The organism is Ruegeria sp. BG6 (assembly GCF_056538465.1).
Window position 1 is genome coordinate 39,187 of record NZ_JBQFTB010000011.1, and the last position, 18,862, is coordinate 58,048.

The window sequence follows — 18,862 nt, forward strand, 5'->3', positions numbered from 1 at the left end:
TTATCGCAGCGCGCCTTTCGCTTTCAGAGCCGCCTCTTTTTCCGGATTGATCCACCACAAATCCAGATAACCAAGGCTGAACGGAGGCAGGTTTTCCGGGTATTCATACATGTCGTAGTAAGCCGTCCAATAGTCCGCAACGTATCCATCCGGGATCACGAAGAACTCATACCGCAACACGCGGTCAAGCGCCATCAACGCCGCGTCCTGTTCTGCCTGATTCGTGGTATCGAACGAGGCTTCGATAACCGCATCCACCAATGGGCTGGCCAGTCCGGCCGGATTGAAAAGGCTGAACGCAGCCTCTTTCGAGCCGTACATCTGGCTGAGCCCGCCACCCGTGGACAGGAACGCCCCGTACTGGGTGGAATGGATCATGTCATAGTCCCGCTCGCGCCGGCGCAACGTGTATTGCGACGGATCCACCTTTTCCGCCATTGCATCCACACCAATGGCCTGCAAGTTCTGCACAAAAGTCTCGATCATCGTCGCGGTCGAGGTCGGAATGCTGGAAGAATAAGGAATGTTCACCTTCAGCGTCTGACCCTGTTCGTTTCGGCGCAGATTGCCATCTCCAACTGGCCAGCCAGCCTCATCCAGCAGCTTCGAGGCCGCCCGCATGTTTCGCCGATCGTTCAGGCGCGCCGAACTGGACTCGTGCATTACCAGGGCCGGTTCGCTCAGAACCTCATCCGGCACGATATCGCCAAGGCTTTCCAGAAAGGCCAGTTCAGCCCCCTCCGGCGGCCCCTTGGCCTCAATATGGGTGTCCTGAACAAAGGAATTGCGCGGTGCGTTCAAGCCGAACATCAGCGATTCATTGGCCCATTCAAAGTTGAAGGCCAGCGCCAGCGCCTGCCGCACTTTCTTGTCTTCGAATTGCGGTTTACCCAGATTGAACACAAACCCGGAAGGCGTCGGCGGGCTGCCATCCGCAATCTCGTCGCGGACAACCGTTCCTTGGGTCAGCTTCGGAAAATCATAGCTCGAGGCCCAAAGCTTGGGGTCACTTTCGATCCGCATGGTGTATTCACCGGCCTTGAACCCCTCGAAAGCGGCAGTCTGATCGGCGAAATACTCGATACGAATGGTGTCGTAGTTGTTGCGGCCAACGTTGATCGGCAGATCCTTGCCCCAGTAATCGTCCCGGCGTTTGTAGACGATGCGCCGGTTGATGTCGTAACTGTCCAGCTTGTAGGGCCCGGACCCCACGGCAACCTCAAGCCGGGGCTCGTCCAGACGGCGGGATTCGTCAGCCTCGAACCAGGCTTTCGAGAATACCGGCGTCGACCCGACCGTTTCGATCAGCCCGCGGCGCGTCACTTCCGGGCTAAAGGAAAATTTCACCGTGTGATCGTCCAGCGCTTCGGCCCCTGTCACCATGCGACCGACGGCCTGCGCATAAGATGGCAACCCCTGCTCGATGAACAGGCGATGGCTGTAGACCACGTCCTCGGCCGTCACCGGCGTACCATCCCAGAACGTCGCCTCCGGGCGCATGTGGAAGATCACGTAATTGCGCCCTTCGTCATATTCCATGCTGTGTGCCAGCAGACCGTAATACTGCCCCACGCTGTCTGACGCGCTGTCGATCAGCGCATCATATTGGATCGACGTCAGCGCCCCGGCGCGGCCCTTGCGTGAATAAGGGTTAAGCGAGTCGAAGGTGCCGGACCCCGCCAGCGACAGCTCGCCCCCCTTGGGGGCTTCGGGATTGACATAGTTCAGATGCGGATAGTCGGGCGGGTAGTCGAGATTGCCAAAATAGGAATACCCGTGGCTGCGCGTCACGCCCTCCTCAACAGCCCCGGCCAGATTCGCGGCGCCCACGACCAGAGCGGCAGAAACCCCCAGAACAGCAGCCCAGGACCGGACGTGCAATTTGCGATTACTGGACAGAAGGGATTTCATGGTGCTCATCCTCTTGGTCGTTTCCGTCTTCATTGTTGTGACCGACAGCTAAAAGGCCAGAACTGTAAGTTGCAAGTTTAGAACGCGTGAACGGATTGTGAAGTTGTCCTTAGACAAAAAATAAAGCCGCTGCACGGGGCAGCGGCTTTGAAATCGGTTCATCCGATGGGCCGATCAGTTGCCGATGGTCTGCAGATAGGCAATCAGGTCGGCACGTTCCTGCGGCTTCTTCAGGCCAGCAAAGCTCATCGAGGTGCCTGAAATGTAGCTGCTGGGTCTTGTCAGGAAGGCATCCAGCGCCTCTGGCGTCCAGTTGCCGCCATGGGCCTGCATGGATGCGGAATAGCCGGTAAAGCCCTTGGCGGACGCAACCGGACGATCCACAATCGCGTACAGATATGGGCCAGTGCCGTTGGCGCCGTCTTCCAGCTTGTGGCAGGCGGTGCACTTGCGGAATACCTTCGCACCCTTTTCAGGATCGGCGGCTGCCAGCATGTCCTCGAATACCACTTCTTCGCCGTCGGCGCTTTCGCCCGAGCTTTCGGTTTCGATGACATAGGCGGCTTCGGCGCCATGGGCATCTACACTATAGAGAACATCTGCCCCCCATTTGGCCAGAAGAAGCACCAGGAAGGTGCCGAACAGGCCTGCGGCGGCCTTGGTAACTGTCATCGTGTCGAACATTGATCGCGAGTCCATTTCAGCTGTCTGCGGGGTGTCTAAGGCTTCCCCTTGCAAGAGGCAAGGTATAGACACCGCGACTAAACGCCCAAATCAAGAACTTGTTGCACGGAATCGACCAAATGACCAATCGCATCGCATTTCAGGGTGAGCCCGGCGCCTACAGCCACGAAGCTTGCCGCAACGCGCGCCCCTATATGGAGGCCCTGCCCTGCCGCACTTTCGAAGATGTGATCGAATCGGTTCGCGCCGGTGACGCGGATCTGGCGATGCTGCCAGTCGAGAACACGACCTATGGCCGGGTGGCCGACATTCACCGGCTGCTGCCGCACAGCGGGCTGCACATCATCGATGAGGCCTTCGTGCGCGTCCACATCAACCTGTTGGGCGTGCCGGGCGCAAAGCTTGAAGACATCACCGAGGCGCATTCCCATCTTGTGCTGCTGCCGCAATGCGCGGGATTTTTGAAGAAATACGGCATTCGCGGCCGCGTCAGCCCCGACAACGCCCGCGCCGCGCGAGAGGTTTCAGAACAGGCCGAGCTGCACTCGGCGGCCCTTGCCAGCGAGCTTGCGGCAGAAATCTACGGCCTGAACGTGCTGGCCCGCCATATCGAGGACCGCGACAACAATACCACCCGGTTTCTGGTCATGTCCCGGCAGTCCGACCTGACGCCACGCGGGGATCACGGCATGATCACCAGCTTCGTGTTTCAGGTGCGCAACATCCCGGCCGCCCTTTACAAGGCGATGGGCGGTTTTGCGACAAACGGCATCAACATGACCAAGCTGGAAAGCTACATGATCGACGGCTCGTTCACCGCGACCCAGTTCTACGCCGACATCGTTGGGCACCCCGAGGACCGCAACGTGCAATTGGCCATGGACGAGCTGGAACACTTCACGACCAACGTTGAAATTCTGGGCGTCTACCCGGCGGCGCAGCCGCGCGGCTAAACGTCAAGCCCCCCAACGCTAGATCGCGAATTCTGATTTGCGCGTGCCGCTGCGCCACGCCGCAAGGATCGCGTCCACGTTGGCATCCACCCCGTCCATCGCGTCGACCTCCAGATCGTATTGCCGGCCTTTGTGAATTGTCCGCTGGTCCTGTTCCGCGCTGCCGGGCGAACGGTCACCACGGGCGGCCTCTCTGCGGATCAGCTCAGGCACCGGGCAATGCACGCCGATAAACAGCACGTCATGGTGCTTTAGCCCCTGTTTCATGGCTTGGGCCCAGTCCGGCGGGTGCAGAATATGATCTGCGAAAAATCGGAAGCCCGGGCTTGTTGGGTTCGTTCACGATGATCTGAATCCCGGAACACCGCTTAGATGCGACTTGCCCAGAACACCGGCCCTTGGGCAAGCCACGATTTATCTGATTCACTAGGACGCCTCATCCCTAGACGATGGCCGCAATCGCCTTTGCCACCGCCGCGCGCGTGTGTTCCAGATCAGCCTCGGTCACGGCCAGTGACGGGTACAGCTTACCCGGCGCCTTGAAGATACCCGCCTCGCGCAAGGCGGCGTTGTAGACGACGTTGCGCTGGGGATCATCATGTTTCGCGCTGCGGTAGTCCCGGCAAGTGTTGGCGGTGAAATAGATGTCGAACAGTGTCTCATCGCCGCAAATCCGGTGTGGGATACCGGCGGCGCTCAGCGCTTCGGACTGCATGGTCTGTAGCGCCTTTCCGGTTGCGCGCAGCTTGTCATAGACACCGTCGCGGCGCAGAACCTCCATGGTTTTCAAACCGGCCACGGACGCGATCGGATTGCCGGACAGCGTGCCCAACTGCATGAGCCAGCCCTCTTCGCCCACCTTCGCCTTGTCGAAATGCTTCATTATCTCGGCGCTGGCACCCAGCGCGGCCAGAGGGAAACCGCCGCCGGTGATCTTGCCCAGCGTGCAGATATCGGGCGTCACACCGTATTTCTCCTGCGCACCGCCATAGGCCAGACGAAACCCCGTTACGATCTCATCGAAGATCAGCAGTACACTGTGCTTGTCGCACAGATCGCGCAACCCCTGCAGATAGCCCGGTTCAGGCGGGATGATCCGCTGCAGCGGCTCGACCATAATGGCTGCAATGTCGTCATGTTCATTCAACAGGTTCGACACCGCCTCCAGATCATTGAAAGGCGCGATCAGCATCTGGTCGGCCACGCCCTGCGGGATACCGGCGCTGTCGGGAACGGCCTGCGGGAAGTTGACCTCACGGCTGGGGGCCAGGCTCATCTGCGCCTCGGCGCTCATCCCGTGATAACCGCCTTCGAATTTCAGGATCTTGTCGCGACCGGTATAGGCGCGGGCCAGCCGGATCGCATACATATCCGCCTCACCGCCCGAGGCGACAAAGCGGATCTGCTTGCAACACGGCACCGCATCGATAATCGCTTCGGCCAGCTCGACACCCTTTGCATTGTTGGCAAAAAAGGTCATGCCCTTGGGCAATTGCTCCAGCACCGCCTCCATCACCTCGGGGTGGCCATGGCCCAGCAGCATCGGCCCCGAGCCGATCAGGTAATCGATATACTCCTTGCCGTCCTGATCCCAGACGCGGCTGCCTTCGCCTCGGCCGATGATGATACCCGGATCGAAATTGCCAAACCCGCCGGCGGGAAGAACCTCGTTCGCGCGGGCGATCCATTCGGATTGAGTATTGATTTTCAGCATCTCAAACGATCTCCAATATTGGGGAGCCAAGAACCTCCGGGTTCGGGGTAACACCTAACCCCGGACCCTCAGGTGGGGCAATCCGGCCATTTTCACGGTTTGGTGCGTCCGGGCAGACGCGCGGGGAGACATAGGAAGACAGGTCGCAGGTATTCATCAGCGACGCAGCCGGTGTCGACGCCGCGAAATGCAGCGCCGCAGCCGTCACGATATCCGACCCCCAGGTGCATTCGGCGCAAATCTCGGCCCCCAGATGCACGGTCAGATCCCGCGCCCGGCGCATGGCCGACAGCCCACCGAATTTCGAGATTTTCAAAGCGACGGCATCCATGCAGCCCAGCGCATGCGCCTGCAACAGCGAGGCCAGATCATGAGCGTTTTCGTCGATCTTCATCGGCAGGCCGGTGGCCTGGTGCACCGCCGCGCAGTCCTCTAGCGTTTTGCAGGGTTGTTCCAGCATCACATCCAGATGCGCCACCGCCCGGCCCGTGCGCGTCGCCTGCAGCCGCGATGCCCCGCAATTCCAGTCGCCATAAACCAGCGGTCCCGGCCCCACGGCCTCGCGCACCCTGATCAGCCGCTCGGCGTCGGCCTGCCAGTCGCCTTCGACGCCCAGCTTGACCTGAAACTGGCGAATGCCGGTCTGGTAAGCGGTCTTGGCGATCCGCGCCATGTCATCTGGCGCGATGCAGGTAATCGAGTGGTACAGCGGCATATCCGCCTGTGTCCGCCCGCCCAGCAGCGCATAGACCGGCTGACCCGAGGCCTTGCCAAACAGGTCCCACAGCGCGAGATCCACAATGGATTTGGCATAGAGATGCCCCTGCAGAAACCCATCCAGCTTGCGCATGGGCGCATCGACCCCGAAGGGAGACATGCCAAGAATTTCCGACCCCATCTCGGCCACAGCTGCGGGAACCCCATCAGCATAGGCGGGAAGGTAATGCGGAATCGGGCAGACCTCGCCCCAGCCTTTCAAGCCGGTATCCGTGTCCAGACACAGGATATGACTTTTGACTGTCGCGCAGGTCTTGCCTTCGGCCATGTGATAGGTTTCGTGACTTGTCAGGTCGACGGACCAGAGCGCTATCTTGGTGATCCTCATTGGTAGGCTCCGACCGGATCGCCCAGCGCATCCTCGTCCGGCGAAACACCAAGGCCGGGCGTTTCGGGCAGGTGCAGGTGGCCATCAATGTTGCGCGGACCGCGCCCGCCTGCGATGTCGAGGGTGATCATGTCCTGACAGGCCCAGACCGCGTGGCAGTTGTCATCCGGGATGGTCGCGGCCAGATGCAGCGCTTCGGTGTCCGCCAGAACCGACCCGCCCGTGGCCATCACGAACATGTCGATACCATGGGCCAGCGCAATATCACGGATCCGCGCCGCCTTGGTCAGGCCGCCGACGCGGTTCAGTTTGATCCCGAAAACCTCGGCAAGCCCATCCCGGGCGATGCGCGCCGCATCCTGCACGGTGACCAGGCTTTCATCCACCGAAACGGGCGAGGCATGTCTGCCCGAGATCGCCGCAATGTCGTCCAGCGTCTCACCGGGTTGTTCGAACGTGACGTTCAGTTCCTCGCAGGCACTCATCACTCGCAGCGCCTGTTGCCGGGTCCAGCCCCGGTTGACGTCATAAAGGATGATCTCACCCGGTCGCCGGATGCTTTCGACATCGCGAACACGGGCAATGTCGCGTTCGACATCTCCACCAATTTTCACCGAATGGGCGATGTAGCCACGGCTGCGATAGCGCTCGATCACCGCGCGGGTTTCCTCCACGGTCTTCGCACCCACGGACGAAGCAATCGGACGCGGTGTTCGTGATCCGCCGCCCATAAGGTCGGCAATGGGCAGGCCCGCCGCCTGACCGGCGATGTCCCAGCAGGCCATGTCGATCGGGCTTTTTGCATAGAGATGTCCGGGTAAGGCAAGATCCATGGCACGTTCCACATCCAACACTTTGCGCGGATCCAGGCCCAGAACGAAGGGCGCCATCGTCTCGATTCCCGCGCGGATACCCGGCCCGTGTGCGGGCACGTACGTGTGGCCCCAAGGCGTGCCCTCACCCCAGCCGGTCAGGCCCTCATCCGTTTCGACTTTGACCAGCGTTGCATCAAGCACCTCGAACTTGAGCCGCCCGCCGGACAACCAATAGGGATGCTCCAGCGGCAGATCGACGTGATAGACCGATATCCGGGTGATCTTCATTTCAGTTCCACTTCGACAAAGGACATGGGGCTGTCCCCGTTATTGATAACGTTATGCTCGACCCCTTCATCGCGCCGATACGCGGATCCGGCCGGGACCGTCACGTCATTGACCGAGCCATCGGGCAATTCCAGCCGCATGTGGCAATCGGAGATGGCGATGATGACATAGTCCATCTCGTGCCGATGCCACCCGGTTTCCCCACCGGGCGCAAAGTCAAATCGCGTCACCCGAACACGGGCGTCGTCAATCATTTGAGTTGCCGTTGCTTGTGGCCTCATAGGAGGAACTCCTCTATCGGCGCGCCGAGGCTTTCGAAATCAGGGGTTACGCCCAGCCCTGGCGTATCAGAGGCGTAAAGCTTGCCATCCCGCGACACCGGACCGCCGATTCCGGTCGACCTGGTGTTGTAGTTCATCAGATCGGTGGTGTTCTGCAGATATTCTGCCGGGGTCGAGGCCGCGAAATGCGCCACGACCGAGGATGTGATCTCACCACCCCAGGTATCCTCACTGACCACCGGAATTCGGTTATCGACCAGATAATCCCGCACCCGCCGCGCCTTGCTGAGCCCCCCGAGGTTCGAGATCTTCAGACAGCAGATCTCGGCCCCGCGATCCGCAACGATCCGCTGCGCCATGTGGATGCCGGTCAGACATTCGTCCAGCTTCATCGGCTGCTCGGCCACACGGCGCACCTGATGGCATTCTTCATAGGTGCGGCAGGGCTGTTCCAGAATGAAATCCAGATCACGCGTGGCGCGCGCCACCCGGATCGCATTGTCCACGCGCCAGCCTTGGTTGGCATCGGCCATGGCCTTTTCGCCCGGTTTCAGCAAAGGCACCGTGCTGCGTATGCGGTCGATGTCGCTGGCCCAATCGCCCCCGACTTTGACCTGAAACTGGCGATAGCCCTGATCCCGATAGCGGTCCATCTCGGCCACGGTCTCGTCCACCGCCTTTTGTGGGGCCACCCGGTACATCGGCGCACCGTCGGTCAGCTTACCGCCCAGCAGCATCCACACCGGCTGATCACAGGCCTGCCCCAGAATATCCCAGCATGCGGCATCGAACGGGGCCTTGGCATAGCCGTGCCCCTGCACCAGATGATCCAGAAGCCGTTCGATCCGCCCGACCTGACGCGGGTCTTCCCCCAGCAGCTTTGGTGCCACCAGACGTGCGAGTGCAGGAACACCTTCGGTATGCGCCACCATGTAGTTCTCGCCACAGGGCGTGAACTCCCCACAACCCTGCAATCCGGCGTCGGTGTCGATCACAACAACCGAGGCGGTGGCCCTTTCGATTGCATTGCCCGCGCCCCAAACATACGCACCGCCCACATAGGGCAGCCCGGTCTGGAAGACGCGGATACGGTTGATCTTCATGCAGCGTCCATTCTGGGCAGATCGCCCATCCCGTCGCCGCGCCACAGGACAAAGGTCAGGATCGGCTGTTCTGTCGTGGTCATGGCGTGGCTTTGCCAGCTTTCGTGATGTCGCGTTTCGTTAGGGCCGACGAAGGCCTCGTTTCCGTCGACCCGGAACACCGCCCCGCCCGCCAGAGTCAGATACAGCTCCTCAGCCTGATGGCTATGCCAATCATAGTTCAGGCCGGCACCCCAATACGCGACGTAGCCCCGCAGTTGAGTCGAGTGGAAATGTCCTGTCGGACCAAAGAGTTCGTAGTACCCAAAGCGGTTCAGGAAATCCGCGCCGACCTCCTCTTCGGTATAGGTCAGCTTCCACTGCGCCAGATGCGCCGTCGCCTTGATCGCCGCGACCAGATCGCGGGTCGGCTCCCCGCCGTCCTCGGCAAAGTCACGCACTAGATCGGTCGCCGGTATCGGCGCAGGCTGCAGACCTGTGGGGGTCAGATCATCGGGCCAGACCCCGAAAGCGGCAAGATCAGGATGCGCCTGATGCACCAGCCGGGCCGCTTCCAGTACGTCATCAAGTGTCATGGGATCACCACAATATTGCCGGTGTGTTGTTTGGCGATGAAGGCGGCCTGCGCCTCGCGCAACTTTTCCAGCGGAAAGGTCGCGGCCAGAGCGGGCTTGATCTCACCGGCTTCGATATACTTCACGAGGTTCCGCATTACCTGCGGGTCGATCACGGTCGAGCCGGTAAAGGTCAGGTCGCGCAGATAGAAAGTCCGCAGGTCAAACTCGACCATCGGGCCCGCAATGGCGCCGGAACAGGTATACCGACCACCTCGTTCCAGAATGTCGATCAGGGTCGGCCAGTAGGGCCCGCCCACCACATCGGCAACCACGGTGATCTTCTCGTCGCCCAGCGCCGCCCGCAGGTTTTCCGGTCCGCGGGGCAGGATCACGTCGGGGCCAAGTTCCGCCACATCGGCATGCTTCGCCTCGGACGCCAGCGCGATCACGCGCGCACCGCGGCGCTTGGCCAACTGGACCAAAGCGCCCCCAACACCGCCGGACGCGCCGGGCACCAGCACCGTGTCTTTTTCGGTCACGTTGGCTCGGGTCAGCATCCCTTCGGCCGTCGAGTAAGAGCATGAAAACGTTGCCAGTTCTGCATCCGAAAGATCCGAAGTGATCGGCGCCGCATTCACTGCCAGTGTCGTGGCATATTCCGCAAAACCGCCATCCCGCTCGGATCCGAAATACCCGGTCTTGTCCATATTGCCCGGGTCCGCCGGATCGCGCAGCCATCCATCGGTAATGACGCGTTCGCCGATCAGCCTGGGGTCGACACCTTCGCCCACGGCCACGATGTGTCCGCAGATATCCGCGCCCTGAATACGGGGGAAAGTGATGGGATTGCCACCCCATGTGGGGTCCTCTTCGCCAACCTCTTCGAAGGCGCCACCGGTTGTCGCATCAGTCACGGTCTTGGAATACCAGCCGGATCGCGTGTTCACGTCAGTGTTGTTCAGACCGCAGGCGGCGACCTTGATCAGAACGTCTCCGGCGGCGGGGTCCGGGCGCGGCCAGTCCGTGTGCAGCACCATCTGCTCCAGCCCGCCGTGACCCATCGTGACCATGGCTTTCATCGTATCGGGCAGGCTCATCACGCGGTCTCCATTATTGCGTCTGTGCGGGGCAACAGGCTTTCGGGGTCATAGGCCGGCTGACCAAGAATACGGCCCGCGCGGGGCTTGCCGTGGATCACGACCTCTACTGCGGTTCCGGGCGCGGCCGCGTCGGGTTTGACATAGGCAAAGGCCAGGATCTTACCGACTGTGTAACCATAGACCACCGAAGCGGTCGACCCCACGACACGCCCGTCCAGCACCACAGCTTCTCCACCATGGCCATCCGCAACACCATCCGGCTCGATTTCGAGATATGCACACACCCAGGGCAGGTCAGTGTTCAGGGTCTTGTCCTTACCCAGATAGTCCTTGTCCGTCTGGGCAAAGCGCAGCACGCCTGCCTCGGCCAACGTGACCTCGTTGGTCAGTTCACCCGCGCCCTTGAAGGCCTTCTCCATCCGCATCACGTTCATGGCAAAGCTGCCATAATCGGTGATGCCATGGGCCTCGCCTGCCACCCACAACGCGTTGTAGACATCCAGGCAGGCGGCGTTGGGCATGTGCAGTTCCCAGCCCAGCTCACCGGCATAGGACATACGGAAGGCCCAGACCTTGTGGCCCGCTATGGTGATTTCCTGCGCGGACAGCCAGCGGAACCCGGCATTGGACAGATCGGCGTCGGTGCAACGCGCCAACACGTCCCGCGAGCGGGGGCCGTTCAGCGACAGGGCCGACCAGTCTGCGGACAATGCGGTGATCTGCACATCCTCAACTGCGCGCTGTTGCGCCAGATGATCCAGCAGGCGCTGTTCGAAGAACGCCGCGCAGACCAGATAGAACCGATCCTCGGCCATACGGACAATAGTCGTCTCCAACTCGATCCGCCCACGCCGGTTCAACATATGGGTCAACGTGATCGAGCCGACCTTCTGCGGCATCCGGTTGGCGGTCAGCCGGTCCAGCAGGGCGTAGGCATCTGGCCCCGAAACCTCGACCTTGGTGAAGGCGGTGACATCCATGATACCCACGCGTTCGCGCACCGCTTTGACTTCAGCCGCGACCATGTCATCGGCAGGTGTACGGCGGAAGGAATAGTGATCGCGCTGCTCCACGCCGTCCCGCGCGAACCAGCGGGGGCGTTCGAAACCATAGACCTCCTCGTGCACCGCGCCTTTGGATTTCAGCAACTCATACAAAGGGGACGGCTTGATCGGGCGCCCCGCCAGACGGTTGAAATGCGGAAAGGGTACTTCGTGACGCAGGCAATAGTCCTCTTCCGCCTTGATCACCTGCCAGTCCTTGTTGGCATAGCTGCCAAACCGTCGCGGGTCATACTCGCGCATCGAAATATCAGCAGCGCCATGCACCATCCAGCGCGCCAGTTCGCGGGTCAGGCCCGGCCCCCAGCCGATCCCGATCTGGGTCCCGCAGCAACACCAGTAGTTCCGAACACCGGGCGCGGGCCCGATCAGAGGGTTGCCATCCGGCGGATGCGAGATCGCCCCATGCACATCGCGCTGAATACCCAACTCGGCAAAAATCGGCATCCGGTTCAGGCTTTCCTCTAGCCACGGCATCACCCGGTCGTAATCCGCGTCGAACAGCCAGTTCTCGTATTCCCACGGGCAATGATCGTGCCAGACCGAGTTCGGGTTTTCCTTCTCATAAATCCCGATCAGCCCGCGCTGCTGCTCCATCCGGATATAGCCCGAGACCTTGCGGTCATCGCGGATCACCGGCAGCTCCTTATCCAGGTTCTGGAACTCCGGCACCGGCTCGGTCACGAAGTAATGGTGGGTCATCGAAGTCATCGGCAGTTGCAAACCGGACCATTCACCCATCTGCCGGGCATAGGTACCGCCCGCGTTCACCACATGCTCGCAGGTGATTGCGCCCAACTCGGTCTCGACCACCCACTCGCCATTTTCGGCCTGCGTGATGTTGGTGGCGCGGCAATTGCGGAAGATTCGCACGCCTTTCTGACGCGCGCCGGTCGCCATCGCCATTGTTACATTGGTCGGATCCACATGCCCGTCATCTGGCGTATAGAGCGCACCCAGAACGCCCTCGAGATTATAGAACGGATGCAGCTCGGCGACCTTCTCGGGGCCGACCAGCTCGATGTTGAACCCCAGCGACCGGCCCACCGACAACGTGTGGCGCAACCAGTCCATCTCGTCCTCGGTATAGGCCAGCCGGAACGAGCCGCAGCCATGCCATGTGACGGGTTGGCCGGTCTCAGCCTCCAGCTGGCCGGAATACAGGCCGATGTTGTAGTCCACGCATTTGCCCAGCCCAAAGCTCGAGGTCGAATGCGTGATCTGGCCCGCCGCATGCCAGGTGCTGCCGCTGGTCAGTTCAGCCTTCTCCAGCAGGACGGTATCACCGCCCCACCCTTCATGCGCCAGATGATAGGCCAGACCGACCCCCATAACGCCGCCTCCGACGATGACCACACGGGCCTGTGACGGCAATTCATTCCCGGACATGATTTTTCCTCTTCCCGAGTCGCGTTTCTGCTCGACAGGCTAATTCCACAGATGTACCATCGTCAATCATGAATGACACAAATGTATCATCAATCGTTCTGAACCGCCTGAGTCAGGAGTGGGACGCCCTCACCCCCGAGGCGCAGAAAGCCGCGCGTTATGTGCTGGAAAACCCAAGCGATGTTGGGGTCTCGACCGTGCGCGAGATTGCCGAAGCGGCAAAAGTGAAGCCCAACACCTTTGTCCGCATGGCGCGTCAGGTCGGCTTCGATGGGTACGAGGATTTCCGCGCGCCCTTCCGCGAAGCGATTCGCAAGGGCAGCGTGTCGTTTCCCGACCGTGCCCGCTGGTTGCAGGACATTGGCAAGTCGGGCGAACTGGGCGGGCTTTACGCCGATATGGTCGGCGCCGCGATTCGCAACATCGAAGAAACCTTTGCCGGTATCGACGCCACAAAGCTGAAAGCTGCCGCAGAAGACATCTGGAACAGCCGCCAGATCTTCACGCTGGGCGTCGGCGTCAACAACTCGAACGCGCGCAACTTCACCTATCTGGCCTCGACAGGGATGAAACAGTTCCACGCCATCCCGCGACCCGGCTCGACCCCGGTGGATGATCTGGCCTGGGCCGATGAACAGGACGTTTTGATCGCGATCACCTGCCGCCCCTACCGGACCGAGGTGATCGAAGCGATCAAGCTGGCCCGCCAGCAAGGCCTGACCGTCGTTGGCATCTCGGACAGCCCGGCCAGCCCGGTGATCCTGAACGCACATCACGGTTTTGTCGTCGCCGCCGACACACCACAGTTCTTCCCGTCCTCCGTTTCAACCATCGCGCTTCTGGAAACGCTGCTGTCCTTCGTGATCGCGGTGTCCAGCGATGAGATCGTTGAACGGGTGGAACGGTTTCACCAACGCAGACACCAACTTGGCCTCTACGCGGAGGAGCCCGAATGAACGCCCCCCTGACCCATTCCCTTGACGCCCGATACTATACCGATCCCGTCATATTCGGGCAGGAGTTGCAGGGTCTGCTGGCCCGAACGTGGCAGTTCGCGGGCCACATCGCGCAGGTCCGCGAGACCGGGGATTACTTCGCCTTCGAGATCGCCGGGCAAAGCCTGTTCTGCATCCGCGGCCGCGATGGCGAAATCCGCACCTTCTACAACGTCTGCCAGCATCGTGCGCACGAGATGGTCACCGGTGCGGGCAACACGCGCGTCGTCGTCTGCCCCTATCACGCCTGGACCTACGAGTTGTCCGGCCAACTGCGCGCCGGTCCCAACATCAAATCCGTCCCCGGCTTTGACCGCAGCGCCATCTGCCTGACCTCTGTCCGCACCGAGGTCTTCAACGGCTTTATCTTCGTCAATCTCGACGATGACGCCGCACCTATGGATGAATGGTATCCCGGTGTGCGCGAAGAAATCCGCGCCTTTGTTCCGAACATCGACAGTCTGGAACCGCTGGAATGGGTGGAAATTCCGGAAAACTGCAACTGGAAGGTCAGTATCGAGAATTACTCGGAATGCTACCACTGCCCGACCAATCACCCGACCTTTGCCGAAGGCGTGGTCAAGCCCGAGACCTATGACATCCAGCCCGACGCAAGCGGCGGCTATGTGCTGCGTCACACGACCGAATGTCAGAGCCTGGAAAAGATGACCTACCCCATTGACCTGTCAGTACCGCATGGGGGCGATTACCAGTCGTGGTTCCTGTGGCCGATGTTTTCGTTCCAGTGCTACCCGGGCAACGTGCTGAACACCTATCATTGGCGCGCGGTCGACGCCGATCACTGCACCGTCTGGCGGGGCTGGTATACCGAAGGCGGTTCGGAAAGCGCAGTGATCCGGCAACTGGCCGTACAGGACCGGGAAACCACGGTCGAGGAAGACATCCGCCTTGTCGAATCCGTGCACCGCGGGCTCAAGTCGCGCGGCTATCGTCCCGGCCCGCTGGTGCTGGACCCGGGTTGCGGCGTGATGTCGGAACATTCGATCGCCAAATTGCAACAATGGATGCGCGAGGCCGTCGAATGAACCCGGTGCCTTTGTCCCAGGGAATGCGTCGAATTTTCTCAGTCTTCGAAAGGACAGGCCGATTATGCTGATGCCCGGAGAATGGCGGCCTGAACACAAGCTTTTTCCTTATCAGGTCGGCTTCACCTCTCCGCCGTTCGATTTCGATGCCGCGCCATCGGACTTCCTGCGCATGTGCCCCGAAACCGTCGGCGTGCATGGCTGGATGCTGCATGACCCGGATTACGTCCACGGGCTGGATCAGCGGAAAAAGAACTTCGGCATGCTCGAAGATTTCGTGCATTGCATGTCACGCAATGGCGTGGATGTCTGCGGTCAGGTCGGGTCGAACTGGGTCCATGCCTGCGGGTTGGGTGTCGACGGGGTGCGGCAGCACTGTGCTGATTTGTCCGACAAACACGGCACGGAATTTCACATGGCAGGCTATGCCATGGTCGAAGCGCTTCGGGACATGAACATCGAGAAGGTCGCCCTTAACGCGGCCTATCACTGGCCCGAATGGTGGCAGGGCACCGTCGGCTTCCTGCGCGAGGCCGGGTTTGACGTGGTCTGGGCCGGCAATTTTCACGATCAGGGTTGGTTTTCCAGCCAGGAAGAGGTCAACAGTCATCGCTGGGTGTTCGACGGCGATCTGGCCCGCCGCAGTTTCGAATATGTTGCCGAAAAAGCCCCGAAGGCCGACGCGATCCTGATCAACGGCATGTGCAATTTCAGAACCGGTCCGGGCGGTCTTCCGCAACGTCCCTTGCATCTGGCCGATGATCTCGAGGCCGCAATCGGCAAGCCCGTGATCAGCCACGACATCGCGCTGTACTGGCGCATCTTCAAATCGCTTGGCATCGCACCCCAAACACCTCACGGGCAGCTTCTGCGGCGTCTGTAGCCGGGATTTTGCCTTGTACGAAGACAAGAATGGCAGTCGAAAGGTCGTTCAAATGCACCAAATCTTCGCGCTCTGGGCTGTACCCCGGTCAACCTCGACGGCCTTCGAGTGGATGATGCGCCAGCGCGGCGATCTCGATTGCCTGCACGAACCCTTTGGTGAAGCGTGGTATCAGGGCGAAGAACCGCTTTGGCATCGCTTTCGGCCGGGCGAAAAGACCACGCCGGGCCTGACCCTTGAAAGCGTCTGGGAAGACGTCCGGGCGCGCGCCCGCAAGGGGCCGGTGTTCCTCAAGGATTTTCCGCATTATATCAACCACATGTGGGATGCTGAGCTGCTGTCTCATTTCACTCACGCTTTCCTGATCCGCGATCCTGCTAAAACGATCACTTCTATGTACCGGCAATGGCCGGACTTTGCCGAAGGCGAAGTCGGCTTCCCCGAACAACGCGCCCTTTTTGATCTGCTGACAGCGCTAAACGGCACCCCGCCGCCCGTGATCGACAGCGACGACTTGCTGGAAGATCCGCGCAGCATGACGAAAAAGTTTTGTGATTCCATAGGCATACCGTTCAATGAAGACGCTCTGACCTGGGAGGCTGGCGGCGATCCGTCTGCCCATAGCTGGTGGGATGGCGGATCGTTTCACGCCAATCTGGCCAACTCCACCGGCCTTGCGCCACAACCACGCAAGCACATCTCGATCGAAGATGCATCCGAAAGGGTCCGGCAGGTTCATCGCCGGATGAAGCCGCATTATGATCACCTGTACAGGCATCGCCTGAAGCCCTGAATTCACCCAAACCAACCGGAGGTTCCGAATGGCGAACATCTTTGACGAAGACCTTTTTCTGATAGGACTGGAACAGCGAAAAGCAACGCTGGGCGCTGAATATGTCGAGAAAAATCTGGCAGCCGCCGACGATTTCACCCGCCCTTTTCAGGAAGCCATGACCGCGTGGTGCTGGGGGTTTGGATGGGGTGATGACGTCATCGACGCAAAGACGCGTTCGATGATGAACCTGTCAATGATCGGCGCGCTCGGCAAGATGCATGAATGGGAAATCCACTGCCGGGGCGCCATCAACAACGGAGTCACCACCGAAGAGATTCGGGCAATCATTCACGTGATCGGCATCTATTGCGGCGTACCGCAGGCGCTGGAGTGTTTCCGGGTGGCGCGCAAGGTCATTGAACAAGGCTAAGGCCGTCAACGGTGTGGGGCCGGTTTGCCCCGCGCCTTCGACACTGGGGCTTTTACGCTGCGGCCAGGTTTTTCTGACGACAGTAGCAGGACGCGCGGATCGGAACGTCTGCACGCGCAACCGCCTTGTCGAGTTGCAGCTTGATATGCGCTGCCTCCACCGTTTCACCACGCCGCGTCAGACATTCATGCAAACCATGCAGGCTCCAGACATTGCCCGGATGCTGACAGGCCCGGCTGAGCGTTGCATCAAGCCCCAGATCGGCACGATAGACGGCCTCGGCTTCCTCGACCTGCCCCTGTTCAAGTAACAGCGCGCCCAGCGCATGGCGGGTCGGCTGCATCCAGCCCCACGGCTCGTCATATGGCAGGTTATCGTCGATTTCGACCGATTTGCGCAGGTGTTCAAAGGCCTTTTCAAACTGCCCCTGATGATAGGCCAACTCGCCCAGCATCATCTGTTCGGCCACCATCAGGATATCGCGGCAGGTGTTGTTGAACAGCATCCGGCTGTCCGGCACCCGATCCAGCGCCTGATAGAACAGGTCTCGTTCCGTTTCCGCCTCGTCCAGACGCTGAGTATTGGCCAACGCCACCGTTCGCGCGTAGCGCATCATAGCGCGCGTGACGCTGTACAGCTCTTCATCGTCAGGCAAGGACTGATTCAGAATATCCTGCCACCGCCCGAACCGGATCAACACGTGCTGTTTCATCGGGATGAAACCCTCGAACCAGTCTGCCATCGGGCGCAGTGTTTCTGACGGCAGGGTGGCAATCAGTTCATCGGCCGCTTCCAGCGCGGCGGTGGGCTGACCCAGAAACATCGCGCCGTAGATTTTGAAATGGTAGTTGTGACACCGGTAGACCGTATAGAAATTGTCCGCCCCCTCGCATTTCAGAAACTTCCGGTCCGCCACAATTGCCGCTTCGTTGCGCAGCACCACATTCATGTAATCCCCGCAAAGCACGTCCACGTGGGTCGGCATATGCAACAGATGGCCCGCATCAGGCACCAAAGTGCTCAGCGCATCGCCATGGCGCAATGCCCGCTCGGGGTGCGGGGACATCTCCATAAGGTGAATATACATGTGCAACAGCCCGGCATGTGCCCAGGCTCCCGGAAGCGTTTCGAAAGCCTTGTCGAGAACGGCGATGGCCTCTTCGGTGTCTGCACCCTCGGCCGGTTGTCCTGTCGGCAAATCCCAAAGCTGCCAGGGTGTGCGGTTCATGATCGCCTCGGCAAAAATCGCGCAGATATCCGGATCGTTTGGGTGTTTTGCATGGACCTCGCGCATGGCATTGGCAAAGGCGTCATTCCAAGGCGCAAAGTCCGCAATCTCTGCCGTCTCGGGATAGCGCACCGACAACGCTTCGATCAGGGCTCGTTCGGCCGGGGTAACATCATCCAGCAACCCCATGGCGGTCTTGACCGAGGCACCGGCCACATCGATGCAGTCAGGCTTTTCCTCTTCCTCGAAAGCCTCCCAGGGTTTGTTGTAGTTGGGGCCGATGCAATAGGCGATGCCCCAATGGGCCATGGCGCAACCGGGATCAGCGCCCACGGCTTTACGAAAACACGCGATTGCTTCTTCGTGATTGTAGGCATACGTCCAGGCCAGGCCCCGGTCGAACCAAAGTTGAGCCTCGTTTGACGTGGTCGAAACCGGCCGGGAGTAATTTCCAAGGTCGTAGTAGTCCATTGCAGCGGCCTCCTTCTTCCCATTGGCGCAGACTACTACATCGGGCGTTTTGAAGAAAGTGAGCCGCGAGGCG

Annotated in this window: 17 protein-coding genes and 1 pseudogene; 6 read left to right on the top strand and 12 right to left on the bottom strand. The window is 60.5% G+C overall.

The genetic code is table 11. The features are described 5' to 3' along the window. Entirely contained in the window at window positions 1-1,911 is a 1,911-nt protein-coding gene (locus ACR0JW_RS17530) for an extracellular solute-binding protein (protein WP_170678440.1), read from the bottom strand. Between the two features lie 174 nt (window positions 1,912-2,085). Beyond that, entirely contained in the window at window positions 2,086-2,595 is a 510-nt protein-coding gene (locus ACR0JW_RS17535; RefSeq protein WP_170613798.1) for a c-type cytochrome, read from the bottom strand. A 119-nt stretch (window positions 2,596-2,714) separates the two neighbouring features. Between ACR0JW_RS17535 and ACR0JW_RS17540 the strand changes: the two genes are divergently transcribed. Next, on the top strand, window positions 2,715-3,548 hold the full coding sequence (locus tag ACR0JW_RS17540; protein WP_480714251.1) for a prephenate dehydratase: 834 nt from the start codon (window positions 2,715-2,717) through the stop codon (window positions 3,546-3,548). Window positions 3,549-3,566: 18 nt separating this feature from the next. Here ACR0JW_RS17540 and ACR0JW_RS17545 read toward each other — a convergent pair. The 9 genes and pseudogenes from ACR0JW_RS17545 to ACR0JW_RS17585 form a co-directional block, all read right to left on the bottom strand. Then, window positions 3,567-3,857, bottom strand: a pseudogene (locus ACR0JW_RS17545) (phosphotransferase-like protein); the annotation flags it as partial. A gap of 133 nt (window positions 3,858-3,990) precedes the next feature. Then, window positions 3,991-5,262, bottom strand: coding sequence for an aminotransferase class III-fold pyridoxal phosphate-dependent enzyme (locus ACR0JW_RS17550; protein ID WP_170678444.1), 1,272 nt, complete (start codon window positions 5,260-5,262; stop codon window positions 3,991-3,993). A gap of 1 nt (window position 5,263) precedes the next feature. Then, window positions 5,264-6,367, bottom strand: coding sequence for a mandelate racemase/muconate lactonizing enzyme family protein (locus ACR0JW_RS17555; RefSeq protein WP_480714252.1), 1,104 nt, complete (start codon window positions 6,365-6,367; stop codon window positions 5,264-5,266). Beyond that, window positions 6,364-7,470 carry a mandelate racemase/muconate lactonizing enzyme family protein gene (locus ACR0JW_RS17560; protein WP_480714253.1) on the bottom strand — a complete coding sequence of 369 codons (1,107 nt, stop codon included), beginning with the start codon at window positions 7,468-7,470 and terminating at the stop codon, window positions 6,364-6,366. The genes ACR0JW_RS17555 and ACR0JW_RS17560 overlap by 4 nt, the downstream gene beginning before the upstream one ends. Then, window positions 7,467-7,751: a cupin domain-containing protein gene (locus ACR0JW_RS17565; protein WP_170678450.1), complete on the bottom strand. Its 285-nt coding sequence runs from the start codon at window positions 7,749-7,751 to the stop codon at window positions 7,467-7,469. Before ACR0JW_RS17565 ends, ACR0JW_RS17560 begins: the two co-directional genes overlap by 4 nt. Continuing rightward, window positions 7,748-8,854, bottom strand: a complete 1,107-nt coding sequence (locus ACR0JW_RS17570) for a mandelate racemase/muconate lactonizing enzyme family protein (RefSeq protein ID WP_480714254.1) — start codon at window positions 8,852-8,854, stop codon at window positions 7,748-7,750. The genes ACR0JW_RS17565 and ACR0JW_RS17570 overlap by 4 nt, the downstream gene beginning before the upstream one ends. Next, a complete protein-coding gene (locus ACR0JW_RS17575; protein ID WP_170678454.1) occupies window positions 8,851-9,429 on the bottom strand; it encodes a dimethylsulfonioproprionate lyase family protein in 579 nt (192 codons plus the stop codon). The genes ACR0JW_RS17570 and ACR0JW_RS17575 overlap by 4 nt, the downstream gene beginning before the upstream one ends. Beyond that, a complete protein-coding gene (locus ACR0JW_RS17580; protein ID WP_480714255.1) occupies window positions 9,426-10,508 on the bottom strand; it encodes an alcohol dehydrogenase family protein in 1,083 nt (360 codons plus the stop codon). The genes ACR0JW_RS17575 and ACR0JW_RS17580 overlap by 4 nt, the downstream gene beginning before the upstream one ends. Then, window positions 10,508-12,961, bottom strand: coding sequence for an FAD-dependent oxidoreductase (locus ACR0JW_RS17585; RefSeq protein WP_170825313.1), 2,454 nt, complete (start codon window positions 12,959-12,961; stop codon window positions 10,508-10,510). Before ACR0JW_RS17585 ends, ACR0JW_RS17580 begins: the two co-directional genes overlap by 1 nt. A gap of 68 nt (window positions 12,962-13,029) precedes the next feature. Between ACR0JW_RS17585 and ACR0JW_RS17590 the strand changes: the two genes are divergently transcribed. From ACR0JW_RS17590 to ACR0JW_RS17610, 5 genes are all read left to right on the top strand, one after another. Further along, a complete protein-coding gene (locus ACR0JW_RS17590; RefSeq protein ID WP_170613630.1) occupies window positions 13,030-13,917 on the top strand; it encodes a MurR/RpiR family transcriptional regulator in 888 nt (295 codons plus the stop codon). Continuing rightward, window positions 13,914-15,002, top strand: a complete 1,089-nt coding sequence (locus tag ACR0JW_RS17595) for an aromatic ring-hydroxylating oxygenase subunit alpha (RefSeq protein WP_480714256.1) — start codon at window positions 13,914-13,916, stop codon at window positions 15,000-15,002. Before ACR0JW_RS17590 ends, ACR0JW_RS17595 begins: the two co-directional genes overlap by 4 nt. A gap of 64 nt (window positions 15,003-15,066) precedes the next feature. Further along, window positions 15,067-15,885, top strand: a complete 819-nt coding sequence (locus tag ACR0JW_RS17600) for an aspartate racemase/maleate isomerase family protein (protein WP_480714257.1) — start codon at window positions 15,067-15,069, stop codon at window positions 15,883-15,885. A gap of 52 nt (window positions 15,886-15,937) precedes the next feature. Then, window positions 15,938-16,678, top strand: a complete 741-nt coding sequence (locus ACR0JW_RS17605) for a sulfotransferase-like domain-containing protein (protein ID WP_170678461.1) — start codon at window positions 15,938-15,940, stop codon at window positions 16,676-16,678. A 28-nt stretch (window positions 16,679-16,706) separates the two neighbouring features. Next, entirely contained in the window at window positions 16,707-17,090 is a 384-nt protein-coding gene (locus ACR0JW_RS17610) for a carboxymuconolactone decarboxylase family protein (RefSeq protein ID WP_170613638.1), read from the top strand. A gap of 52 nt (window positions 17,091-17,142) precedes the next feature. Here ACR0JW_RS17610 and ACR0JW_RS17615 read toward each other — a convergent pair whose 3' ends face one another. Beyond that, entirely contained in the window at window positions 17,143-18,789 is a 1,647-nt protein-coding gene (locus tag ACR0JW_RS17615) for a tetratricopeptide repeat protein (RefSeq protein WP_170678463.1), read from the bottom strand. Window positions 18,790-18,862 lie beyond the last annotated feature (73 nt).